We start from the raw sequence: 23,033 nt of genomic DNA on the forward strand, positions 1-23,033 counted from the left end.
TCATTTATCCTCTAACCATTCTGCTTGTAGCAAACCAAACTGATATATATCAAATGTGCCTCGATGATCTTTGAAATGCTTTCTCAACAAACCCTCTTGGACAAAACCCATTTTTTTATGGAAACTTAATGATTTTTCATTAAATGCCAAAACCTGACCAAAAATCTTATCGAGTCCAAGCTCCTCAAATGCAAGGGTTAATGCAGCACTCCCTAATAAATGCCCCATTCCCTTTTCTGCATCAGGTTTCACATAGAAGCCCCACTCATATGCCGTACTATTTGGAATAGCAACAAAAGAGATGTAGCCTTGTGGTCGATGCTGATATTCAAAAATATAGAACAAGCGGTCAGCTCTATTCTTATTTCTCTCAAACCAAGCAAGATGGTCACTTAAAGCAATTACATCCGAGTTAACCATCCACTTGCGAATATCATCATGGTTACGCCATTGCAGTACCATTTCCAGATCATCATCACTCAATACTCTGAGCTGTGCATCTTTTAGATCTAACATGCATTAAATTCCTCAGAAAAAATGATTTGCAACAATAAATCTGCACCAATACCATCCGTAATAGCTAAGGCTTTTTGATGCATGAGTTGCAATCGTTCTTGATCAAGCTGTTGTAATATCTGTAATAGCTTTGCATCAATTTCTGTTTGATCTAGGGAGATCGTTACTCCTAGATCATGTAAATATTTTGCTATCATTTTCTGATTATCTGCCATACAAATCATAATTGTAGGCAGGCCTAAACAGCTTCGCTCCCAAGCTGTACTACCAGCAGCACCTATTGCTAAATCATGCTCAAGCATTAAATCTGCCATATTATTGGCATTAATCAAAATATGATTGCTGAATGGTAAATTCTTTGATTGCTCCAGAATAGACTCTTTCCAAGGTGCATTTACCCCCATGACGACAGTAATAGATAAATGCTGTTGCTGTGGACTACGTGATAAAACGTCCAACACGCTGCCTGTTAAGTTATCTTTATCTATTCCACCTAAATTCACCAAAATTTTTAACTTATCATAGTGATAGGTTTTTGGATGCTGCTCTAGCCATAATCGTTTGCTACGAAATTCGGGGCGCAATAAAGCATAGCGTGGCCCCATTAAATAATGGCCTTTACGGTTATTTAATTTCTCATAATCTGAAGATGTATGTGCTAAGCCACAATCCAAAATGATATCAGCATCATGTAAACGATTTGCCAAATCATCAATAACGACAATGCGTTTAGCTAACGGACGAACAACTTGTTGCCATACTGCGGACAAAGCATAATGATCAACAATAATCCAATCTACAGGCTGTTCAGTTAAAATTGCTAATGTTTCTTGAGCATCTTTTTGTTCTGTTACCCCTAACCAGCGTTGGTATTCGGACAACTCAGAACTGGTATTAAGCACAGGCTCAGCTAAGGTATAGACGGCATAACCACGTTGTCTAACAAACTCAATTAAATTACCGTGATGCTCGCGACATATAAAATAGGCCTCATGTCCATGTCTAGCCAAAGCGTCTGCTATCGTTAAACAACGTACCACATGCCCTGAACCTATTTGTAAAGATGCATCAGCTCGAAAACAAAACTTCATCGTTTATACGTCTAATAATAATTGTGCCATCAACTCTGCACGATGCCAGTCATCTGGAGTATCAATATCCTGAACTCGTGTTCTAGATAATTCAACAATTCTTGATCTATTAGAGAAAATTACAGACTTATCTAACCATGCCTGTGCAGTTCCCCAATAAAACTGGCCAGCATCATGCCATGCCTCTTCCAAATCTTGAAAGCGTTTATTAAAGTTTTCAGGCTGGAACATTTCAACATTTCCATCTTGATTTAATTTAATTGCTCTTTGAATCGGAAACGCAAATGTTGTTGCACTAAATGCATAATCTAGCGGATGGTTTTGCAACAACTTGAGCCCAGTTTTCAAATCATCTGTTTGTACAAATGGTGCTGTTGCATATAGGCAACAGACATAATCTGGTCGTTGTCCCTGCAATTGTGCAAAAGCGTGTGTTGCATGCTGCATGACATCAGCAGTTGTTGCAAAATCATCGGACAAATGAGCAGGCCGCATGAATGGAATTTTTGCACCATATTGTCTTGCAATATCTGCAATTTCCTCATCATCAGTTGAAACCCACACCTCATCAAAACATTCACTTTTCAGTGCAGCCTCTATAGACCATGCGATCATCGGCTTACCATAAAAGTCTTTAATGTTTTTACGAGGGATTCTTTTGCTTCCTCCTCGTGCAGGAATAACAGCCAGTTGCATTGTTATACCAAAACCTCTTTTAGTGTTTGGTAGATATACTGGATTTGCTCATCATTCAAATCAGGAAACATCGGTAAACTAATTGCTGTTTCATAATAAGCTTCTGCTTCTGGGAAATCGCCTTGCTTAAAGCCTAACTGCGCATAATAAGGTTGAACATGGACAGGAATATAATGCACATTTACGCCGATACCCTTTTCTCGCAATGCTTCAAAGATTTCTTTACGGCCTTTACTTAACTCTGTTTGCTTTAAACGAATTACATATAAATGCAATCCAGAATATGTGTCTGGTAATTGATACGGTGTGATTAAAGGTAAATCTTTAAATAATTCATTGTATTTTTTAGCAATCTCGTGTCGCTTAGCAACAAACGTTTCTAAGCGAGCCAACTGTGTAACGCCCAACGCTGCCTGTAATTCAGTCATGCGATAATTGTAACCCAGCTCAACCTGTTGATAGTACCAAGGACCTTCTGAAGGCTTCGTCATAAACTCAGTGTTTCTTGTAACACCGTGGCTTCGCAACAAGTCAATTTTCTTCGCCAATTCGTCATTATTGGTCAGTGCCATTCCACCTTCTGCAGTTGTAATAATTTTAACTGGATGGAAGCTGAAAATCGTAATATCAGAATATTGATTAGAACCAATATACTGGTCTTTATACTTACCACCAATCGCATGAGAGGCATCTTCAATAATACTAAATCCATACTCTAACGAGAGCGCATGAATCTTTTCCATATCACAGGATTGCCCACACAAATGCACAGGCACTACGATTTTGGGTAGTTTATTATTTTGTTTTGCAAGCTCCAGCTTTGCTTTTAAAGCAGTCACTGAAAGATTATACGTATCTGGGTCTATATCTACAAAATCAACATCGGCTCCACAGTACAAAGCACAATTTGCCGATGCAACAAAAGTAATAGGAGATGTCCAAAGGACATCTCCTTGTTTTAATCCCAAAGCCAAACAAGCCACATGCAAAGCTGATGTCGCACTATTCATAGCAAAGGCATGTTTCGCCCCAACTAATTCTGCGATTGACTTTTCAAACAAAGGAACTTGTGGTCCTTGTGTTAAGAAATCAGATTGAAGAACCTGAACAACTGCATCAACATCAGCCTGATTTATATTTTGTCTGCCATAAGGGATAAACATATTAGATATTTCCTACTTTCTCAGCATTTTGAACTAACCAGTTTTGCAAATCTTCTGGGCTCATCCATTCAGTATTGTTATCGCTAGAATAATGGAAACCTTCTGGAACGCGTTTACCGTCTTTGATACGCTCTTGTGTTTCAGCCCAGTCATTAATCACTGGTAAGATTTTATAATGCTCTGGATACTCATAAGTATAATAAGCGTCTTCAACACTAATCATTTGCTCATGTAGTTTTTCGCCAGGTCGAATGCCGACAACTTCTTGTTTCGCTTCTGGTGCAACAACGCTAGCAAGTTCAGTGACTTTCATTGAAGGAATTTTTTTCACATAAATCTCTCCCCCAACCATGTCTTCAAATGCGTGCCAAACAAGCTCTACACCCTGCTCTAACGAGATCATAAAGCGCGTCATACGATCATCAGTAATTGGCAAGACACCCTTATCTTTAATTGACATAAAGAAAGGAATCACAGACCCACGAGAGCCCATGACATTCCCATAACGAACCACTGAAAATTTCGTGCCATGTTCACCAGAATATGCATTACCAGCAACAAATAATTTGTCAGATGCAAGTTTTGTTGCACCATACAAGTTAATTGGGCTACTTGCCTTATCTGTTGAAAGAGCCACGACACCTTTTACATTTTTATCAATACAAGCATCAATAAGGTTCATGGCACCATTGATATTTGTTTTAATACATTCGAAAGGATTATATTCAGCCGTAGGGACGATCTTTGTAGCTGCAGCATGCACAACATAGTCCACACCATCTAATGCACGATATAAACGCTCTTTATCACGAACATCGCCAATGAAAAAACGAACACGGCTATCATCTTTGAATTTCTTCGCCATTTCCCATTGCTTCATTTCATCGCGAGAAAAAATAATTATTTTTTTAGGGTTATACTTCGCCAATGTCATTGGGATAAATGTATTACCAAAAGAACCTGTTCCACCTGTTACCAGTATTGTTGAATCTTGTAACATCTCTTCCTCATTTTCAAACAATTGAATTATTAATTAACTAAATCAGAACCGAGCATGTGTTTCAAACCCGTTTAAAACACGCTTCAAGTTCAATTCACAGAATATATCGCTTTTTTACCCATCTCTGTTTGTGTACAGGCTTTTACAAATCGTACAATCAACTTATAGCCAGTAATATTACTTCTTAATCACCTGTCATCATCCCTAGTGAGTATATAACTTGCTTTTTTAAGGGCAGAACAATCCATATTTTGATGTCGTCATAATAAAAATAGCTTGGCAACCCTATATGCCATAAAAGCAATAATTACTATATCTTCATAATCTCAACACGCTGTATGTTAAGTAGCCACTACTCTAATACAGCTTTCCTCTGGATCAAAATAATTGTTTCAGCCTTTAATGTCGCATATTCATCATCGTGCGTACTATAGCAAATTTTTTATGAATGCCGCATTTCAATTGTATGATGAATGTGTTTCTACTTATAGCTATCAGTTTAGTAATACTAAACCTACAAACCGAAATGATTCTTCTGTGCTTTTTTAAACTTTTTCAGCTAGAATGAGCCGAATTCTAAGTCCAAAGATATGTTGTTGTGTGACAACAGATATAACTATTCAAGGGTCGAGTGTGAAGCATTACCAACTTTTTTCCATTCTTGCGATTAGTCTTAGTGCGACAGCTTGTGCTGTGACTTCAGGCTTGCAAACACATGATATTCCGAGTGAAGGCGTATACACTACCGACCAAGGAACCAATGTTAATGTTATAAAAATTACCCAAGACAATCTACCAGCGATTCAACCCGCTCAAATTGATTATCGAAATAATTACTCGACGCTTTTTAAACAACAACAACTCGCTTATCGCTTGAGTCCTGGTGATGTACTCTCGATTCAACTGTGGGCTTATCCTGAAATTACGCCGCCAGTCAATAACCTGACCAACGATCAATCGATTCAGGCCAATGGCTATCCGATTGACTACAACGGTTTTGTACAAATCCCCTTAGTAGGTCGCTATAAAGCATCGGGGAAAACATTGGCTCAGTTGAATAATGACCTGCGTAGCCAATTTGCTCAGTACCTTAAAAATCCTGATGTGATTGTGCGTGTACTGTCTTATCAAGGGCAACGTTACTCTGTACAAGGCAGTGTACTTAAAGGCGGACAGTTCTTCCTCAATGATCAACCTATTAGTATCTATACCGCCTTGGGTATGGCGGGTGGCGTGACGGATAAAGGCGATAATACCTTTATCCAGCTGATTCGTAATGGCATCACTTATGACCTCAATACCATTGCACTCGAAAAATCGGGCTATTCGCTGCACAAATTACTGGTACAGCCGAATGATACGATTTACGTCAGTCCGAGAGAAAATCAAAAAATCTATGTGATGGGTGAATCAGGTAAAAATCAGGCCCTGCCAATGCGCGATCAGGGTATGACCCTCAGCGATGCTTTAGGTGAAAGCTTGGGCTTAAATCCAAATTCAGCTAGTGCTAGCCGCATCTATGTGCTAAGAACCAATCCTAATGATCGTCATACCGAACTCTATCATTTAAATTTAATGAGTCTGGGCGACTTTGGTCTAGCCAATCAATTTAGACTGCGTAGTAATGATATTGTTTATGTCGATGCAACAGGCCTAACTCGTTGGCAGCGTGTGATCAACCAAGTTGTTCCTTTCTCTAGTGCGTTATATAACATAGACCGTTTGGGACAATAATTAAAATGGATATTAAAACAATTCTGGTTGTTTGTGTCGGTAACATTTGCCGCAGCCCAATGGCGGAATATCTACTTAAACGACAATACCCAGAAATGCAGATTGAATCTGCAGGTATTTCTGGGTTGATTGGACATGCCGCCGATGATAAGGCACAACTGTGTATGCAGCGCTTAAATATTGATATGAGTCCACATATTGCAAAGAAACTCAATGCAGAACTGCTGAAACAGGCAGATCTGATTTTAGTGATGAGCAACAATCAACAAAAGCATATTGAACAAACATGGCCATTTGCAAAAGGGAAAGTGTTTCGTCTTGGGCATTGGCAAAATAAAAACGTCCCTGATCCTTACCAACACGATCAAGTTTTTTTTGATAATACTTGTCAGCTGATTCAACAGTGCGTTACTGACTGGAAAAATTATATTTAACTTTTTAGATTAAGATTATGAGCCAAAATACCAATACTGAAGATACCATTGACCTCAAAGAGCTGTTCTTTGCCCTCATCGCGCAGTGGAAGCTCGTTGCATTGTGTATTATTCTAAGCTTAGTCATCGCTTTACTGTATCTCCGTGTTACACCAGACACCTATTCTGTTGATGCTTTAGTACAGGTTGAAGACAGTAAAGGAGCATCCGCTGCTCTTTTAGGTGATCTTTCTCAAATGATTGAGCAAAAATCACCAGCTCAAGCTGAAATTGAAATTTTAAAATCTCGTCTGGTTTTAGGGTCTGTTATTAGAGATTTACATCTTAATATTGAAATTTCGAGTACCGAAGACACTCTTAGTCATCGTTTATTAAACAATACAGATTATCAAACGAACTATACAAAAAACTCAGTGATATTTAACGATGGTCTCAAAAGCTTTGAAATCCGTCAATTTGAAGTGCCTTCTTATTACCTCGACAAGCAACTCTCTCTGAATTTTGATAAACAGTCTTTACGTTTAACCGACCCTAAAACTGAAGAGGTCGTCCTAACAGTCCCCCTTAATCAGTTAAATCAAGTCATGGGGGCTAAAGGCACATGGAAAGTTGGCATTTTTACAAAGGATCAATTATTAGATACAGCCTATAATATTAAAAATTTATCTATGCCTGCGGCTGTTGATACACTAAGTTCTAACTATTCCGTTGCAGAAAGAGGAAAACTCACTGGTATTTTAGGTCTCAGCTATCAAGGACAAGATCAAGAGCATATCACCAAAGTTCTTAATGCAATCTTAGTGACCTATAGCGCACAAAACATTGAACGTCGTTCAGCTGAGTCAGCACAAACTTTAAAATTTCTTGATGAACAGCTCCCTGAGCTTAAAAAGCAACTGGATGATGCAGAGCGTGTCTTCAATAAATTCCGTCAACAATATAATACTGTCGATGTCACCAAAGAGTCTGAACTGTATCTGACCCAAAGCATTGCCTTAGAAACCAAAAAAATTGAATTACAACAACAACAAGCAGACCTCGCAGCCAAGTACACAGCCCAACATCCGGCAATGCGTGAAATTAATGCTCAAATTAATGCATTAAATAAACAAATCGCTGAATTAAACAATACCTTAAAACAATTGCCAGATGTGCAAAGACAGTACCTACAACTGTATCGTGAAGTTGAAGTCAAAACCCAACTCTACACTGCGTTATTAAACTCCTACCAACAACTGCGTATTGCCAAAGCAGGTGAGATTGGCAATGTCCGTATTGTCGATACCGCAATCCAGCCCGTTGAACCAATTAAACCGAAAAAACTCTTGGTTTTGATTCTTGCCATTTTTGCGGGTGGTTTTATTGGGACCTTAATTGCATTACTCCGTAATATGTTACGCACGGGTGTGAAAGATTCAACTCAAATTGAGAGTGAGTTTGATCTTCCAGTTTATGCCACTGTACCGCGTTCACCAGTTCAAGAAACACGTATCAACATTTTAAAGAAAAAGAAATCTATTCCTATTCTTGCTGTTAAACATAGTGATGATATTGCTGTTGAAAGCTTACGTAGTATTCGAACCGCGATTCATTTCGCCTTAGCAAGTGCTAAAAATAATATCATTATGATTGCAGGCCCTTCGCCTGAAGTTGGTAAATCGTTTATCTCAACCAACCTAGCCACAATTTTTGCTCAAAGTAATAAAAAAGTCTTACTGATCGATGCGGATATGCGTCGTGGCTATATGCATAAATATTTTAATATAGATGTAAAACCAGGTTTGTCTGAGTATTTAAGTCATCTTGCTGATTTAAACCAAGTCATCCACCAAACGGATGTGGTTGGTTTAAATGTGATTACACGAGGTAAAAGCCCAACCAATCCATCTGAAATGCTCGGTTCAGAACAATTTAAAGCCTTATTGGAGCAACTCAGCCAACAATATGATCATATCATTATTGATACTCCACCTGTGTTAGCAGTCACAGATGGTATTATTATTTCTCAATATGCAGGTGTGAATTTACTTGTTGCGCGTTATGCCAAGTCGCAAATGAAGGAACTTGAACTGAGTTTAAGTCGCTTTGAGCAAGCCAATGTGAAAGTCAATGGCTTTATCCTGAACGATATCCAGCGTTCAAGTGCAGGATATGGTTATGGTTATAACTATTCATATGCGTATAAAGCGCATAAAGAGGATTAAGCCAATCACCATTTGCTTGTTAGAAAACCAGATCTCACGATCTGGTTTTTTTATACTTAAACACATAAATCTTATAAAAAACTCACGCATTTTTGCTGTTAATTATTCAATGCCTAAGCTTATACATGCTAAGATCAAGAGTATATTTTTTATTAAAATCTCACTTTGGGACATCTCATGAGTAAAGCTTTACCTTTCGTTGTCGCAGCCGTTTTAGGCGGTGCAGCGCTAGTTCCTGTTTACTATGCTACTAAAAACCCAACAACTGAACTTGGTGCTAAAGCTGACAAAAATGCTGCACCTGTTGCAAAAATCAGTTATGCATTAGGCTATGAAGTCGCAAAACAAACCCCACCTGAATTAGAAACCAGTGCGTTTATTACTGGCTTCCGTGATGCACATGCTCAAAAACCTGCGGCATACACAGAAGAAGAGTTACAAGCGGCTTATGTCGAATTCCAAAAAGAGCTCCAACAAAAGCAAGCCAATGAGACTAAAAAAGCAGAAGCGACCAACAATAGTTTCTTAGCAGAAAATGCCAAGAAAGAGGGCGTGAAAACCACAGCTTCTGGCTTACAATATAAAATCACCAAAGAAGGTACAGGTAAGCAACCTGCTGCAACGTCTGTTGTAAAAGTCCATTACAAAGGCCAACTCACTGATGGTAAAGTGTTTGATAGCTCTTATGACCGTGGTGAGCCCGTTGAATTCCCACTCAATCAAGTGATTCCGGGTTGGACGGAAGGCTTACAACTGATGAAAGAAGGTGGTAAGGCAACATTCTATATTCCAGCAAACTTAGGCTACGGAGAACAAGGCGTTCCTGGTTCGATCCCACCAAATAGCACGCTAATTTTTGATGTTGAATTAATCGCTGTTAAGTAAATGATTTAAGGAGAGCTTGTGCTCTCCTTATTTTTGGAAAAAATAATGAAAAGATTAGTGCTCATTTTAATTAGTACAGCCATCGGAACCGTTCAGGCAGCACCTGTTGATAAAATTAGCTATGCTTTAGGCTATGAGATTAAACAACAAATACCATCTGAAATAAATGTAGAATCCTTTATCCAAGGGATACGCGATGCCTATGCCAAAAAGCCTGCAACTTATACCGATGAGGAATTAAAAGTCGCTTATTCTGAATTCCAAAAAACCCTAGAACAACAACAACGCCAAGCTTCTAAGCAGGCAGAAGTCGTTAGCCAACGGTTTTTTGCAGAAAATGCTAAAAAAGAAGGCGTCAAAACGACAGCATCAGGCTTACAGTATAAAATGACGCAAGTGGGTAAAGGCCAGTCACCTCAGCTAAGCTCTACTGTCAAAGTAAATTATAAAGGTCAACTGATCGATGGAACTGTCTTTGATAGTTCTTATGAGCGAGGTGAACCGATTGAATTTCCACTGAATCAAGTCATTGCCGGTTGGACCGAAGGCTTACAGTTGATGAAAGAAGGTGGCAAGGCAACACTTTATATTCCTGCGAACTTAGGTTACGGTGAACAAGGGGTTGCTTCGATCCCACCCAATAGCATCTTAATTTTTGATGTAGAATTAATCGCTGTTCGTCAGTGATTCAAGTAGAGCCTGTGCTCTCCTTTATTTTTGGAAGAAATAATGAAAAGATTAGCGCTCATTTTAATTACTGCAACCCTCGGAACGGTTCAGGCTGCACCCATTACACAAAAGAGTTCACAAAAAGATCAATTGGGCTATAGCTACGGTTATCTTATGGGGCGTGGCAATGCCGAAACCTTAAAAGATTTAAATATCGAAACCTTTGTACAAGGTTTGCAAGAAGCCATTCAAGGGAAGGCAGCGTCATTAACCGATGAAGAAATGGCGACAGTTCTAAATCAATATAAAAAGCGCCTAGAGGCCAAACAACTGGTTGAGTTTCAAGAACAAGCACAAATAAATGATCAAGCAGGCAAAGCCTTCTTAGCTGAAAATGGCAAGAAAGCAGATATTGTCACAACCAAATCAGGTTTGCAGTATCAAGTGTTACAGCAAGGTCAAGGTAAATCACCCAAAGCGACGTCAACGGTTAAAGTAAACTATGAAGGCCGTTTACTGGATGGCACCGTGTTCGACAGTTCAATTGCACGTAACCATCCACTTGAGTTCAAGCTGAGTCAGGTCATTTCAGGTTGGACTGAGGGTGTTCAAACCATGAAGGAAGGTGGCAAAAGCCGTTTCTTTATTCCCGCAAATCTCGCTTATGGTGATGTCGGTTCTGGCGATGCGATTGGGCCCAACAGCACCTTAATTTTTGATATTGAATTACTTGAAGTGAAATAATAAAAAAACCCTCCACATGGAGGGTTTAATTTTTTAAATCAATATCATTTAAGGTTTTAAGTGTCTTGGTCGGAAACCCGTGGCCAATAATCCTAGTGCATAAGCAACGACACCAATGACACACAAGCCAATCACTTCAGCAATACGTAGCCATTGCGAAATATCGCCTTGATACCAGGTTAAACCGTACCACAAGGCTGCAATCATGGCGATATTGGCAACCGCATATTGAAATACCAATTTCTTCCAATGCGCACCAAAACGATAAATATTACGTTTATGCAAATAGAAATATAACATCCCCGCATTGACCAAAGCAGAACCTGAAGATGCCAATGCCAGTGCCATATGCTCGGCATGCCAATCAATCAATTTAAAAAAGCCAATAAACACCACGTTTAAAATGGCATTGGCTGCAACCGCCATTAAACCAACACGGACAGGTGTTTTGGTATCTTGCTGTGCATAAAAACCTGGTGCGAAGACTTTAATCAACATAAATGAGATCACCCCTGCACTCATACATTGCAAGGCCAAGGCAGTCATTCGCGTATCTTCCACGGTAAATTCACCACGTTGGAATAAGGCTTGAATAATTGGGGTTGATAGCATAAATAGCGCGATACTGGCAGGAATACCAACCAACATAATCACCTTGGCCGCCCAGTCGATCATACTTCTAAATTTGCTCTGATCCTGCTCGGCATGACGCGCCGACAATGAAGGTAAAATCACGGTACCAATTGCAACACCAATCAGTCCCAATGGTAACTCGGTCATACGTTCAGCACTGTATAGCCATGACACCGAACCATCCTGCATAAACGATGCCCAGATGGTGTTTAATAATAAATTAATCTGAGTCACTGACACCCCAAACAAAGCGGGTAACATCAGTTTTAAAATACGATCTACACCTTCATGTTTGAAATCAACTTTAGGTGGAATCAGTAAATTCTTTTTCCATAATTCAGGGATCTGAATCGCCAACTGTAGAACACCCGCCGCGACCACCGCCCAACCCAGCGCCATAATCGGTTCCGCCATATACGGCGTTAACCACCACGCCCCTGCGATCATCGCCACATTCAGCAATACAGGCGAAAATGCGGGTGAAGCAAATGAGCCATAACTGTTTAAGATACTACTGGCAAAAGCCGTCAATGACATAAACATTAAATAGGGAATGGTCAGGCGAAACATATCCACGGCGAGCTCAAATTTCTCAGGATCGTTATGGAAGCCCGGCGCATATAAATAAATAATCGCCGGCGCAGCCACCATCGCCACAAAGGTCAATAAAGACATGGCCGTGAGCAAACAGCCAAACACCCGACTAATTAAAATCTGGACTTCGGCATGGGCACGGCTGGTCTTATATTCAGTCAGAACTGGAATAAAGGCTTGGGAAAAAGCCCCTTCTGCAAATAAGCGTCGAAAAAAGTTGGGAATACGAAAGGCAACAACGAAGGTATCAAAGTCCTTGCCTGCACCAAATACATTGAGTAGCACCACATCACGGACTAGACCCAACACTCGAGATAACATCGTCATTGCACTGACAATTACAGTCGATCGCCACAATGCCATCGCATTCACCTACGGCTTATCTTTTAAAAAGCGTTATTGTAATGAAAGTCCGAACAGATTTCGTTGTGAAATTATAAATCCGATACTGTTTTTTCGGCTAATTTTTGTTGAGCCAGTAAATTTCGGAATAATTGCCAATCAAAGTGTTCACCGGGATCGGTTTTACGTTTTGGCGCAATGTCAGAATGACCTGCAATATGATGTTGAATCTTTGGATATGCCTGTTGCAAAGTACAGACCACTTCAACTAAAGCTTGATATTGTTCAGGCTCAAAAGGTAAATCATCACTCCCTTCCAGCTCAATTCCAATCGAATAATCATTACATTCTTTTTGTGCAAGGTAACTGGAACGACCAGCATGCCACGAACGATCATTAAAATTCACAAACTGAATCACTTCGCCTGTGCGCAAAATTAACAGATGTGCTGAGACCTGCATCCCTTCAATGGTTTGAAAATAAGGATGTACCGACCAATCCAGTTGATTCTGAAAGAATTGCTGGATATAGCCGCCACCAAACTGTGAAGGTGGCAAACTAATATTATGAATAACGATCAATTGGATCTCGGTATCGAGAGGGCGTGCATTAAAATTAGGCGAGGCAATTTGAGTTGCACCCTCTAAGATTCCATCTTGTACTTGAGCAAATCTAGCGTGTTGCATGGTGACTCGAATCAGCAATTGAATATTTATCTCACTCATTCTGACATGCTTTATCACGAATAATCGAGATCAAATACTTATTTTTTATGGGGAGGGTGTTAATATATGGCACACGTTTTTTAGTCAAACATATACTGGAACTGGTATGAGTATTCCTCAATCTTTGCTTGAACAATCTATTCAAATCAATATTCAACAAGCATTACAGGAAGATATTGGCGAGGGCGATATCACCGCCCTGCTCACACCAGCTGATGAACAAGCCACAGCCACCATTATTAGCCGTGAAGAGATGGTATTGGCGGGTCAACCTTGGGTTAATGCCTTGATTCAAGCCTATGACAGCTCAGTTCAAGTGACTTGGTTAAAACAAGAAGGTGATGTAATTGCAGCAAATGAAGCCTTTTTAAAACTGGCAGGTTCAGCACGTAGTTTACTTACCGTAGAGCGCCCTGCACTGAATTTCATCCAAACGCTGTCTGCAGTTGCAACAAAAACAGCAAGCTATGTGCAACAACTCGAGGGTCTACACACCAAACTGCTGGATACCCGTAAAACCTTGCCTGGTCTACGCATTGCACAAAAATATGCAGTTGCCATCGGTGGCGGACAAAATCACCGTTTAGGTTTGTTTGATGCTTTCTTAATTAAAGAAAATCACATCATGGCCGCAGGTGGCATTGCTCAAGCGATTCGTAAAGCACATGAAATTGCACCTGGTAAACCGGTCGAAGTGGAAGTCGAAACTTGGGATGAGCTCAATCAAGCACTTGAAGCAGGTGCGGATATTGTGATGCTGGATAACTTTAGCCAGCAACAGATGATTGATGCAGTCAAACATGTTGCAGGTCGCTGTAAATTAGAGGCTTCAGGTAACATTACCATCGACAATTTACGTGAAGTGGCAACGACTGGCGTGGATTACATTTCAATGGGCGTATTGACCAAAGACGTGCGTGCCGTTGATTTATCGATGCGTTTTAACGCTTAAGCCTGATCAAGGTCTTTTTGCTGCTTTATAGGCTGTTGCTGAGCAGCCGTCTCTGTCTGAATTGGTTGCGTTGTTGCAACTCGCTCACTCCACGCTGATTTGGCTTCGGTCGAATCAGTCGGTCGTGGATCTGCCGCCATCAGCACAAACGTTACTGCGGTCAGTAAAACTAGAAAAACTTGTAACATCGTTATCCCCTAAAAATACTTCATTTCAATTTGTGTTCAATCTATCAAAGCAACATGAGCCAAATCTGAGGGCTTTGTTACAACATGCAAATGCTCAGTGCGCTATTTGTTGACGATGATGTGTTTGTGTCTACTTTCATTTCGCTCTATGTAAGCTTAAAATGCTAAACAGCTCAATTTATTAAAATAATAACGATGGATAGCCTGTTCGAAGCTGTGTTTCATGTGCTGTTTAAGCTGTTCCGTTTTCTCATCATTGATCTGATTTTTGAGATTATTTTGGAAGGCTTCATTCGTAGCATTGGCTATGGGGTGGTTCGCTGTTATCGTCTGGGGCAACGGGTAGATTTTGACAGTACTGAAGTATTTGTGGTGGGTTTTATCAGTGTGTTGCTGCTGCTTGCACTGTGTCTTTATGTCTTACTGCGCTAATTTTCAGCTCATAAAAAGCAGTTTAAGCATTTGCTTAAACTGCTGATTTAACATGTGCCCTAACAGCTTTAGCTGCCCGAAAAGCCCATATAAGGATCAGAAATTGAGTCCTCATTGGTTTCAATACGACCCGCAAAACGGCGACTATAGCTCGGATCATTTTCAATCGTGACGGTAAAATCATACCAACCACCAAACTCAGTCATGTCCCAGCTCAGTTCTTTTTCAGTCGTGGCCGTTTCAATTTGCCAAGTTTTATTGACCAGATAGGCATTGGCTTTGACCACCAGTTTCACTGTTTTTGCAGCATCGTTACGCACTTTTAAAAACAGTTTAGGGTCACATTCTTCCATACAGACGCGAATTTCAGGGAGTGCCTGAATTTGAGCTGTCTGCGTCAGATTACCCTTAAAGCTACGGTGAAAACCATTTGGTCCCAACACCCACAAATCATACTGATTGTCTTTAGTCTGCCAAATATCATCCAGTTGCTTACCTGCTTCCACCATATAACGGCGTGGAACGGCATCCAGATTCAATTTGTCATAGACATGGAACACGGCCGCATGTGTGCCGGTATTCGAGAACATCAGTTTGACTGTTTTGGCTGTGGCATCAACTTTGGCACTACTATGCAGTATATAAGGCAATGCCCGTGATGGACGAATCCCTATCTCCTGCACTGGATCGGTCTGGCTGAGCGGACGGCTGACCGGCGCCAAACTTTCCTGTGCTTTACGAATCGCATCGGCCTCAGCTTTGCTCTTCTTCCCAGATAAATCAGGCATAGGCAGTAAGTTTGGTGTTTTAAAGTTAAATGCTGAGGTTAAATCACCACACACTGCACGACGATAAGGACTGATATTCGGCTCTTTCACATCAAAACATTGTTCCAAGAAGCGAATCACCGAGGAGTGATCAAACACTTGTGAATTGACCCAGCCCCCCCGACTCCACGGTGAAATGATATACATCGGCACACGAATACCTGGTCCATAGACCCCGACCCCATTACTGACGTTCGGGTCGGTGAAATCAGGCTGTCCATCAGAGGCTTTGGCATGTGTCGCATATTCATAAGACATCTGTTCTTTGCTCAGTGTCGACTTACCATAGACCGTACCTGCTGTATCCATTGACGGTGCGCTTGGTGAAGGCATATGGTCAAAGAAACCATCATTTTCATCAAAGTTAATCAGAAAAACGGTCTGACTCCACAACTCAGGGCGCTCAGTTAGGGCATTCAGTACTTCTTGGATATACCATGCGCCTTGCACGGGGCTTGATGGCCCTGGGTGTTCACTATAAGTGGCAGGCGCCACCAACCAACTCACTTGCGGTAATTGTCCCTGGGCAATGTCTTCCTTGAATGTCCCCAAGAAACCACCATCGGGCATGGTATTGGCAATGCCTTTGTACAAAGGTTGCTGAGCATCAATTGCTGGATCATAAGGCGGACAAATGCTGCTGTTATTGACAGGTTTGCCAGATAACTCATTGGCACGGCGATACTGTTTAAACCCGGCCAATGGATTATCAGTAAAGTTATCGGGCATATTTTGATACACCTTCCAGCTGACCCCTGCTTGCTGTAAACGCTCAGGATAAGTGGTCCAGTCATAACCTGTAGTCGATGGGCCAATGGCATCGAGATCATTGACCACACTGGCGACATTGGCACCTGTTGGGCCATTGGTTCCCGTCCAGATAAACATACGGTTCGAGTTAGTGCCCGTATGCATGGCACAGTGATAAGCATCACACAGGGTAAAGGCATTGGCTAAGGCAAACTGAAATTCGACTTCTTGTTGTTTGTAATAACCCATCGATTGCGGTTGCTTATACTGCACCCAACTGCCCATACGGCCGTGATCCCAAGCAAATTGACCATCAGTCCAAGAATGTGGCGTACCACGGACGCGCTGTGCATTGCCACGACTGCTGTCGAGATGATACGGATAGACGGTATTCTTATTGGCATCGTACTGTGCCCAAACTTTACGACCTTGGCTTAAAGGAATGGTGAAGCGGTCACCAAAACTGCGTACCCCTTTCAAAGTGCCAAAATAATTATCAAAAGAGCGGTTTTCTTGGGTCAAGATCACCACATGTTTGACATCTTTAATCGTCCCTTTCTCGACCTTGGCATCAATCGCAAGGGCTTTTTGAATACTCATGGGAAAACTGGTCAGTGCGGCTGTTCCAAATAAAGCTTTGGTTGAATTTAATAAAAAATCACGACGATTCATGAACTCATTTCCTTATTTTTATTGTTAGGGTGCACAGTGGATTTTGCAGCTTGGCTGTGGCGGCTGCGGATTTGACGTTGAGTTATTATTGTCGTCACTGTCGTTACAAGCGCTGAGTAACACGCAGCTGCCAGCAAGTAACGCTAAAAAGAAATTTCGCATTTGACTATCCGTTAAATATCAGTGCAGATAGTCAATACAATCTAAATGACAGTTCGATGATGATTTGATCGCAATTCGATGACAAAAAAATAGATAAAAAAAAAGGCGGTCTAAAAAAACCAGACCGCCCGCACTATCAACTGGAATTTACCAACCGAGTGCCTGCTGTTGCTTCTGAATCAATTCCGCGATTCCTTTTTCTGCAAGCTCTAACATGGCATTGCACTGTTGGCGCGTAAACGGTTTGTCTTCTGCCGTTCCCTGAATTTCAATAAATTCGCCCGCCTGAGTCATCACCACGTTTAAATCGGTTTGGCAATTTGAATCTTCTTCGTAGCATAAATCGAGTAGCACTTCGTCTTGATACATCCCGACTGAAATTGCTGCGACTAAGCTTTTTAATGGATCTTGTTTAATTTTTTTGTTGCTGAGCAATACGTTCATCGCATCAACCAAAGCCACGGCTGCGCCGGTAATCGCTGCAGTACGTGTGCCGCCATCGGCTTGGATTACATCACAGTCGATGGTAATGGTGTTCTCACCCAATTTCTTCAAATCCACCATAGCACGTAAGCTACGACCAATCAGGCGTTGAATTTCTTGGGTACGACCTGTTTGCTTACCACGCGCCGCTTCACGATCGCTACGGGTATGGGTAGAACGCGGTAACATGCCATATTCCGCAGTGACCCAACCTTGGCCCTGACCTTTGAGGAAACGAGGGACTGAGTTCTCAATGCTTGCGGTACACAACACTTTGGTATGACCAAACTCAACCAAAACTGAGCCTTCTGCGTAACGAGTATAGTTACGGGTAATTTTGACCTCACGTAATTGGTCTAATGTTCTTTGGTCAATACGCATAACGTTTCCTTAAAACTATGGCTCAAATATCATTGCGCCATAGTATAGCTCAATTACGTATGCTTTCAGTTTTACTTATTGGTTACAATTCACCGAATTAAGCAAACTTAAACTTTGACTTAAGGGTGCTCCACCCTTGTGCCAACTGTGCTGACAGATCATTGGGCAATGAACATTTGGCTAAACGTACCCACACCGTCCAGAACTGTTTCATGAAGTTAGCTTCGTTATAGTTCACCCCATATTCAGCACATAAGGCTCTGATTTGTGGTGCAACTTGCTCATAACGATTGGCTGGCATATCGGGGAATAAATGATGTTCAATCTGATGGCTCAAGTTTCCACTCATAAAGTGCATCCATTTGCCACCTGTGAAGTTACTTGAACCCCGAATCTGGCGAAGGTACCACTGCGCCTTGGTTTCGTTCTCGGTATTATCCGCTTCAAAGGTTTCAGCATCTTCGGTAAAGTGACCATTAAAAATCACCGCAGATGACCATAAGTTACGCATGATATTCGCAACGGCATTGCCTGCTAATACTGGAATAAAGTTGATGGTGGCAATCGCTGGGAAGAACACATAGTCTTTCAACACTTGGCGTCTGGCTTTTTTACGGAACTCGGCCGCATCCGCCCAGACCTGTTTCCAAGTTTTGGTTTTATAGACCAGTGCATCTTCTAAATGCAGGTTTTGCACACCGACATACCACTGGAAAAAGAACATCAGCTGTAAGGCCAATGGGATATTGGCCAAATGACGCACTTCCCATTTTTGATCTTCAGTCACGCGTAAAATGCCATAACCCACGTCATGATCTTTACCGACAATATTGGTATAGGTATGGTGCATGTAGTTATGGGTGTAGCGCCAGTCATTACCTGAGCAGGTGTTATCCCAATCGTAGTCTTCGCCACGCAAGCTTGGATCATTGAGCCAGTCAAACTGACCATGCATCACATTATGTCCAAGTTCCATATTCTCGACGATTTTAGAGACACCCAGCATCGCGGTTCCCAACAACCATACCGGTGGAATCCAGCCACCGAACATTAACATGCCACGTGACGCGATTTCGGTATAACGTACAAAATTACGCACTTTATAGATATATTTTGAATCCTGCTCGCCGAGATTCTGCATCACCTCTAAGCGAATTTCCTCGACACGGCGACCAAACTCTTCTACTTGTTCAGGGGTTAAATGCGCTGACTTTGATACAGTCTTAAATTCTAATGCCATATTCATGCTATTCATCCTCAAATATCTTTGTTTTTATAGATCAATCGTGACTGGGCTAAGCGCCTGGCTTACACATAACTTGATCGGACGATTCGGTTGATCATCAATTTCACCCGTGATGACGTTTTGGGTAACGCCACTGACTTTGGTACAGCTACAGCGGTTACATACACCCATGCGGCAACCATGCTGTGGGCGTAACCCTGCTTGCTCTGCACTACTCAGCAAATTGGTCGTGGCAATAAAATTCTGTTGCGCACGACGGAAACTAATCGGTTGAGCCTCACTTGAATGCTCGATTTGTACAGGTTGGAAAAATTCTTGATGGAAGTTTTCCGCAGCACCCTGCTGTGTATAAATGTCTTGTGCTTGGCGCATCATGCTGTGATGACCACAGGCATAGGCTTTTACATCTTTAAAATTCGGAACTAAGGTTTCTAACAATGCAGCATCTAAATGTTGTTTCTGTACCGATGTATTAAAGAAGTGATAGTGCAACTGTGGATATTGCTCAGCCAAGGCCAAGATGTCCTGATGAAACACTTCAGCACGGTTAAAATACAACACATAAATGTCTTCGAGTTGCTGTTGTAATGCTTGTTGCAATAAAGAATAAATCGCGGTAATGCCTGAACCCGATGCAATCAGCACGGCGGGCTGCTGACCTTGGTGCAAGACAAAATCACCTTGTGCTTGCGAAATCTCAAAGTGATCGCCAACACGAAGTTGCTGAGCAGCTTTAGACACCACTCCTTGGACTTTGATGCCCAGACGGATTTCACCCTGTGCAGTTACATCAATAATCGAATAACTACGTTGCTGATATACCCCATTAATCATTAGGGTAATCAATACACTTTGACCTGCTTGAACTTGGCGAATATCAAAATTATGATTTGGCTTTAAGGTCAATAACACCATATCCGAACTAAGTGGCTGTACCGCAGTGACTTCTGCAAGTGTCCGCTTCCAAGCAAAAGTTGGCTTTATCTTTTGCAAAATAAAATCAACAAAATCTTCTCGAATCCAATGTGGCTGATAACTTAACTCTGCGTTCATACGTTCCTCGTTTTGTATCTGGCTATTTATATTGAGTGAACAAATGTTCATGTAGTGAACATGTGTACACTATATTTATTTGTGTTCACTGAGTCAACACTTGTTCACTAATTTTTTGGATATTTTTTATACTTTTTGATAAGCCTTTTAAAATAAGGAAAAAAATAAAAAATTACGCATGCTTTGAGCTCACACCAAATGGGGCTTGATCAGAGAAAGATCAAAAACATTGGCATTTAGCAATGGACAAGGACTAAAAAGTTTCTGTTTTTTTTGCTAGACTCTGCTGTACGGTTTCAATGAGTCTTATTCATGTCGATTAGAGATGAACGAAAACAACAGAGTCGGCAGGCTTTACTCGATGCAGCACTTCATCTCAGCACTGCTGGGCGCTCATTTAGTAGCATTAGTTTGCGCGAAGTTGCTCGCGAAGTGGGTTTAGTGCCGACTGCGTTTTATCGTCATTTCCAAGATATGGATGCGCTTGGACAAGAGCTGGTTGATCAGGTCTCTTTGCATTTAAAAAGTCTGATTCACCAATTGGGGCAGAGCTATTTACAACATAGCGGTTCGGCCAAAACTCGGACCAGCATTGAATTGTTTGTACAAGCGGTCAATCACAGCCCACAACAATGGCAGTTTATGATTGCAGAGCGTTGGGGCGGTTCAGAGACGGTGCGTATCGCGATTGCCCGTGAAATTGAGTTTTTGATTGAAGACCTCGCCATTGATCTGTGCAAACTGGAAACCTTTAAACATATTAAAGAAGCCAAGGACTTGCAGGTACTCTCGACCATTTTGATTAATATGTCGTTTACATGGGCCATGACCTGGATCAATCTGCCGAAACAATTCAGCATTGATCATTTACTCGAACAACAAAACCTGTTTATTGACAATGCAGCGACGCAAGTCCGTTTACTCTTCAGTGGTATCTCCAACTGGGAACCCCAAAACGCTTGACCGGATACAAACCAAAGTTTGATATATAAAAGCATTGCTTAGCGTTATGATGCATTAGACACTAATGTAAACGCAGTGTAGAACACTATGAGGAGCTTATAAGCATCATGAATCCTGATCGTCATACTCAGTTCTTAATTCGTAAAGAAAAAATTTTGCAGGTTGCGGAAAAGCTGTTATTAGAAAACAACCAAGAAATGACCCTAGATGAACTGGTTGCTGAACTGGATATTGCCAAGGGCACCTTATACAAACATTTCCGTAGCAAAAATGAGTTGCTGTTGGAGCTCATTATTCAAAATGAAAAAGAAATTTTAAAAATTTCAGACAAATACAATACCGATGTCAAAGAGTATGCACCACGCTATATGCTTTATCATTTAACCTCACCGAGTCGTACCATTTTGCTGCATCAGTTAGAAGAGCATCTGACCATGACTGAGTCGAAGTTAAAGCATTTGTTTGATGAGCTGTATGCCATTCGCCAACAGCGCATTGTCTCGTTGAAAGATATGACGGAAAAATATTTAAAATCACAAAACTACGATATGTCGATTCGGGATTACCTGTCTTATATCTGGTCACTGACTTACGGCGCGGCGTTGTTATTGAACTCAAGCTATTACCAGCGTTCAATTGGCTCACGTGAGAAATTGATTAATCTATACGTCAATCAGGCCTTGTCGCTACCGACACAGAAAGTTCAGATCGACTTAAAAGACCTGCAAATGGATCAAATCTAAATAAAAAAGGACTGCAATTGCAGTCCTTTTTTGATTGAACATGGGCGTAAATTATTTAGCTTTACGCTCTTTTTCCAACAAATAATCAACAACCTGTGTCACTTTCGCATCTTCACCCTGCACCACATATTTACCATTCACCACAACTGCTGGTACACCCGTCAACTGATACTGCTGCGCCAATTTATTCGACTCAGCAATTTTTGCCGTGATTGGGAAGGAATTAAACATGCTGTTAAATTTCTGCTCAGGTACGCCATAACGTGCAAAGAATTTTGCTTGCGATGCTTGATCAAAAATCTGCTGATTGCCGTCATGAATGGCATGGAACAATGGAATATGGGTTTTCTTGCGTACACCCAGTGCTTCCGAAACGTAGTAACCGCGTGCCCCTTGTTCCCAGACTTTATTCATCGCCGCAGGCGTACGTAAGAAATAAACGTCTTTTGGAATTTGCTTTAACCATGTTTGCATATGTGGTTCAAGCTTGAAGCAGTGCGGGCAGCCATACCAGAAGAACTCACGTACTTCGAGTTGTCCAGCAGGTGCTGAAGTTTTGCCTGGATTGGCAATCACGGTATAGTCTTTACCAGCCACAAAATCTGCTGCCATCGCATTCATTGAGAATGCCAACGCAACTGCACTTAAACCACCTAATACTAACTTTTTCATTGGCTTTGCTTTTCCTCTAAGCATTTTTCGTAAGTTTATATGCTAAATATAAAACAAACACGAGCAATTCGTTTTGCTT

Annotated in this window: 22 protein-coding genes and 1 pseudogene; 10 read left to right on the plus strand and 13 right to left on the minus strand. The window is 41.2% G+C overall.

The genetic code is table 11. The features are described 5' to 3' along the window. From pseH to pseB, 5 genes are read right to left on the minus strand one after another with little or no spacing between them, the layout of a single operon-like run. Positions 1 to 516 (minus strand): UDP-4-amino-4,6-dideoxy-N-acetyl-beta-L-altrosamine N-acetyltransferase, encoded by a 516-nt coding sequence (gene pseH, locus F957_RS03690; RefSeq protein ID WP_016542507.1) that lies wholly within the window; start codon positions 514 to 516, stop codon positions 1 to 3. Continuing rightward, positions 510 to 1,607 carry a UDP-2,4-diacetamido-2,4,6-trideoxy-beta-L-altropyranose hydrolase gene (gene pseG / locus F957_RS03685; protein WP_016542506.1) on the minus strand — a complete coding sequence of 366 codons (1,098 nt, stop codon included), beginning with the start codon at positions 1,605 to 1,607 and terminating at the stop codon, positions 510 to 512. The genes pseH and pseG overlap by 7 nt, the downstream gene beginning before the upstream one ends. 3 nt (positions 1,608 to 1,610) lie before the next feature. Further along, positions 1,611 to 2,303 (minus strand): pseudaminic acid cytidylyltransferase, encoded by a 693-nt coding sequence (gene pseF / locus F957_RS03680; protein ID WP_016542505.1) that lies wholly within the window; start codon positions 2,301 to 2,303, stop codon positions 1,611 to 1,613. A gap of 2 nt (positions 2,304 to 2,305) precedes the next feature. Continuing rightward, positions 2,306 to 3,466 carry a UDP-4-amino-4,6-dideoxy-N-acetyl-beta-L-altrosamine transaminase gene (gene pseC, locus F957_RS03675; protein ID WP_016542504.1) on the minus strand — a complete coding sequence of 387 codons (1,161 nt, stop codon included), beginning with the start codon at positions 3,464 to 3,466 and terminating at the stop codon, positions 2,306 to 2,308. A gap of 1 nt (position 3,467) precedes the next feature. Continuing rightward, positions 3,468 to 4,466: a UDP-N-acetylglucosamine 4,6-dehydratase (inverting) gene (gene pseB, locus F957_RS03670; RefSeq protein WP_016542503.1), complete on the minus strand. Its 999-nt coding sequence runs from the start codon at positions 4,464 to 4,466 to the stop codon at positions 3,468 to 3,470. A 633-nt stretch (positions 4,467 to 5,099) separates the two neighbouring features. On the opposite strand from pseB, the gene F957_RS03665 reads away from it, so the two are divergent. From F957_RS03665 to F957_RS03640, 6 genes and pseudogenes are all read left to right on the plus strand, one after another. After that, on the plus strand, positions 5,100 to 6,200 hold the full coding sequence (locus F957_RS03665) for a polysaccharide biosynthesis/export family protein (protein WP_016542502.1): 1,101 nt from the start codon (positions 5,100 to 5,102) through the stop codon (positions 6,198 to 6,200). A gap of 5 nt (positions 6,201 to 6,205) precedes the next feature. Next, the gene (locus F957_RS03660; RefSeq protein WP_016542501.1) at positions 6,206 to 6,634 is read left to right on the plus strand and encodes a low molecular weight protein-tyrosine-phosphatase; all 429 of its coding nucleotides are present in this window, start codon (positions 6,206 to 6,208) and stop codon (positions 6,632 to 6,634) included. Positions 6,635 to 6,651: 17 nt separating this feature from the next. Beyond that, complete coding sequence (locus tag F957_RS03655; protein ID WP_016542500.1) at positions 6,652 to 8,838, plus strand: polysaccharide biosynthesis tyrosine autokinase; 2,187 nt, start codon at positions 6,652 to 6,654, stop codon at positions 8,836 to 8,838. Positions 8,839 to 9,015: 177 nt separating this feature from the next. Further along, positions 9,016 to 9,723, plus strand: a complete 708-nt coding sequence (locus F957_RS03650) for an FKBP-type peptidyl-prolyl cis-trans isomerase (protein WP_016542499.1) — start codon at positions 9,016 to 9,018, stop codon at positions 9,721 to 9,723. A 96-nt stretch (positions 9,724 to 9,819) separates the two neighbouring features. Next, a pseudogene (locus F957_RS03645) lies at positions 9,820 to 10,410 on the plus strand (FKBP-type peptidyl-prolyl cis-trans isomerase); the annotation flags it as partial. 42 nt (positions 10,411 to 10,452) lie between these two features. Further along, a complete protein-coding gene (locus F957_RS03640) occupies positions 10,453 to 11,136 on the plus strand; it encodes an FKBP-type peptidyl-prolyl cis-trans isomerase (RefSeq protein WP_016542497.1) in 684 nt (227 codons plus the stop codon). Between the two features lie 48 nt (positions 11,137 to 11,184). Here F957_RS03640 and murJ read toward each other — a convergent pair whose 3' ends face one another. Together murJ and ampD are read right to left on the minus strand one after the other, a co-directional pair. After that, entirely contained in the window at positions 11,185 to 12,735 is a 1,551-nt protein-coding gene (gene murJ, locus F957_RS03635; protein WP_171068324.1) for a murein biosynthesis integral membrane protein MurJ, read from the minus strand. A 62-nt stretch (positions 12,736 to 12,797) separates the two neighbouring features. Then, positions 12,798 to 13,391 carry a 1,6-anhydro-N-acetylmuramyl-L-alanine amidase AmpD gene (gene ampD, locus F957_RS03630; protein WP_016660542.1) on the minus strand — a complete coding sequence of 198 codons (594 nt, stop codon included), beginning with the start codon at positions 13,389 to 13,391 and terminating at the stop codon, positions 12,798 to 12,800. A 145-nt stretch (positions 13,392 to 13,536) separates the two neighbouring features. On the opposite strand from ampD, the gene nadC reads away from it, so the two are divergent. Beyond that, positions 13,537 to 14,382: a carboxylating nicotinate-nucleotide diphosphorylase gene (nadC, locus tag F957_RS03625; RefSeq protein ID WP_016542494.1), complete on the plus strand. Its 846-nt coding sequence runs from the start codon at positions 13,537 to 13,539 to the stop codon at positions 14,380 to 14,382. Here nadC and F957_RS03620 read toward each other — a convergent pair. Further along, the gene (locus tag F957_RS03620; RefSeq protein ID WP_016542493.1) at positions 14,379 to 14,570 is read right to left on the minus strand and encodes an ABZJ_00068 family colistin stress protein; all 192 of its coding nucleotides are present in this window, start codon (positions 14,568 to 14,570) and stop codon (positions 14,379 to 14,381) included. The genes nadC and F957_RS03620 overlap by 4 nt on opposite strands. 195 nt (positions 14,571 to 14,765) lie before the next feature. On the opposite strand from F957_RS03620, the gene F957_RS03615 reads away from it, so the two are divergent. Further along, entirely contained in the window at positions 14,766 to 15,002 is a 237-nt protein-coding gene (locus F957_RS03615; protein WP_016542492.1) for a hypothetical protein, read from the plus strand. Between the two features lie 68 nt (positions 15,003 to 15,070). Here the strand turns inward: F957_RS03615 and F957_RS03610 are convergent, their stop codons facing one another. The 4 genes from F957_RS03610 to F957_RS03595 all read right to left on the minus strand — a co-directional run bounded on the left by F957_RS03610 (position 15,071) and on the right by F957_RS03595 (position 20,576). Next, on the minus strand, positions 15,071 to 17,251 hold the full coding sequence (locus F957_RS03610; RefSeq protein WP_016542491.1) for a phosphocholine-specific phospholipase C: 2,181 nt from the start codon (positions 17,249 to 17,251) through the stop codon (positions 15,071 to 15,073). A gap of 309 nt (positions 17,252 to 17,560) precedes the next feature. Then, complete coding sequence (gene rph, locus F957_RS03605) at positions 17,561 to 18,277, minus strand: ribonuclease PH (protein ID WP_005277792.1); 717 nt, start codon at positions 18,275 to 18,277, stop codon at positions 17,561 to 17,563. Positions 18,278 to 18,374: 97 nt separating this feature from the next. After that, on the minus strand, positions 18,375 to 19,517 hold the full coding sequence (locus F957_RS03600; RefSeq protein WP_171068325.1) for a fatty acid desaturase family protein: 1,143 nt from the start codon (positions 19,515 to 19,517) through the stop codon (positions 18,375 to 18,377). 33 nt (positions 19,518 to 19,550) lie between these two features. Then, positions 19,551 to 20,576 (minus strand): flavin reductase family protein, encoded by a 1,026-nt coding sequence (locus tag F957_RS03595; RefSeq protein ID WP_016542489.1) that lies wholly within the window; start codon positions 20,574 to 20,576, stop codon positions 19,551 to 19,553. A gap of 312 nt (positions 20,577 to 20,888) precedes the next feature. On the opposite strand from F957_RS03595, the gene F957_RS03590 reads away from it, so the two are divergent. Beyond that, on the plus strand, positions 20,889 to 21,539 hold the full coding sequence (locus F957_RS03590) for a TetR family transcriptional regulator (RefSeq protein ID WP_004656756.1): 651 nt from the start codon (positions 20,889 to 20,891) through the stop codon (positions 21,537 to 21,539). Positions 21,540 to 21,646: 107 nt separating this feature from the next. Next, positions 21,647 to 22,282: a TetR/AcrR family transcriptional regulator gene (locus tag F957_RS03585; protein ID WP_016542488.1), complete on the plus strand. Its 636-nt coding sequence runs from the start codon at positions 21,647 to 21,649 to the stop codon at positions 22,280 to 22,282. Positions 22,283 to 22,333: 51 nt separating this feature from the next. Here F957_RS03585 and F957_RS03580 read toward each other — a convergent pair whose 3' ends face one another. Further along, the gene (locus F957_RS03580) at positions 22,334 to 22,954 is read right to left on the minus strand and encodes a thiol:disulfide interchange protein DsbA/DsbL (RefSeq protein WP_016542487.1); all 621 of its coding nucleotides are present in this window, start codon (positions 22,952 to 22,954) and stop codon (positions 22,334 to 22,336) included. Positions 22,955 to 23,033 lie beyond the last annotated feature (79 nt).

Origin of the sequence: Acinetobacter gyllenbergii CIP 110306 = MTCC 11365 (genome assembly GCF_000413855.1) — a bacterium.
Taxonomy (GTDB): Bacteria; Pseudomonadota; Gammaproteobacteria; order Pseudomonadales; family Moraxellaceae; genus Acinetobacter; species Acinetobacter gyllenbergii.

Coding starts and splice junctions, on each gene's coding strand:
- pseH (WP_016542507.1), bottom strand. CDS start 516: ATGTTAGATCTAAAAGATGCACAGCTCAGAGTATTGAGTGATGATGAT.
- pseG (WP_016542506.1), bottom strand. CDS start 1,607: ATGAAGTTTTGTTTTCGAGCTGATGCATCTTTACAAATAGGTTCAGGG.
- pseF (WP_016542505.1), bottom strand. CDS start 2,303: ATGCAACTGGCTGTTATTCCTGCACGAGGAGGAAGCAAAAGAATCCCT.
- pseC (WP_016542504.1), bottom strand. CDS start 3,466: ATGTTTATCCCTTATGGCAGACAAAATATAAATCAGGCTGATGTTGAT.
- pseB (WP_016542503.1), bottom strand. CDS start 4,466: ATGTTACAAGATTCAACAATACTGGTAACAGGTGGAACAGGTTCTTTT.
- F957_RS03660 (WP_016542501.1), top strand. CDS start 6,206: ATGGATATTAAAACAATTCTGGTTGTTTGTGTCGGTAACATTTGCCGC.
- F957_RS03655 (WP_016542500.1), top strand. CDS start 6,652: ATGAGCCAAAATACCAATACTGAAGATACCATTGACCTCAAAGAGCTG.
- F957_RS03650 (WP_016542499.1), top strand. CDS start 9,016: ATGAGTAAAGCTTTACCTTTCGTTGTCGCAGCCGTTTTAGGCGGTGCA.
- F957_RS03640 (WP_016542497.1), top strand. CDS start 10,453: ATGAAAAGATTAGCGCTCATTTTAATTACTGCAACCCTCGGAACGGTT.
- ampD (WP_016660542.1), bottom strand. CDS start 13,391: ATGCAACACGCTAGATTTGCTCAAGTACAAGATGGAATCTTAGAGGGT.
- nadC (WP_016542494.1), top strand. CDS start 13,537: ATGAGTATTCCTCAATCTTTGCTTGAACAATCTATTCAAATCAATATT.
- F957_RS03620 (WP_016542493.1), bottom strand. CDS start 14,570: ATGTTACAAGTTTTTCTAGTTTTACTGACCGCAGTAACGTTTGTGCTG.
- F957_RS03615 (WP_016542492.1), top strand. CDS start 14,766: ATGGATAGCCTGTTCGAAGCTGTGTTTCATGTGCTGTTTAAGCTGTTC.
- F957_RS03610 (WP_016542491.1), bottom strand. CDS start 17,251: ATGAATCGTCGTGATTTTTTATTAAATTCAACCAAAGCTTTATTTGGA.
- rph (WP_005277792.1), bottom strand. CDS start 18,277: ATGCGTATTGACCAAAGAACATTAGACCAATTACGTGAGGTCAAAATT.
- F957_RS03600 (WP_171068325.1), bottom strand. CDS start 19,517: ATGGCATTAGAATTTAAGACTGTATCAAAGTCAGCGCATTTAACCCCT.
- F957_RS03595 (WP_016542489.1), bottom strand. CDS start 20,576: ATGAACGCAGAGTTAAGTTATCAGCCACATTGGATTCGAGAAGATTTT.
- F957_RS03590 (WP_004656756.1), top strand. CDS start 20,889: ATGTCGATTAGAGATGAACGAAAACAACAGAGTCGGCAGGCTTTACTC.
- F957_RS03585 (WP_016542488.1), top strand. CDS start 21,647: ATGAATCCTGATCGTCATACTCAGTTCTTAATTCGTAAAGAAAAAATT.
- F957_RS03580 (WP_016542487.1), bottom strand. CDS start 22,954: ATGAAAAAGTTAGTATTAGGTGGTTTAAGTGCAGTTGCGTTGGCATTC.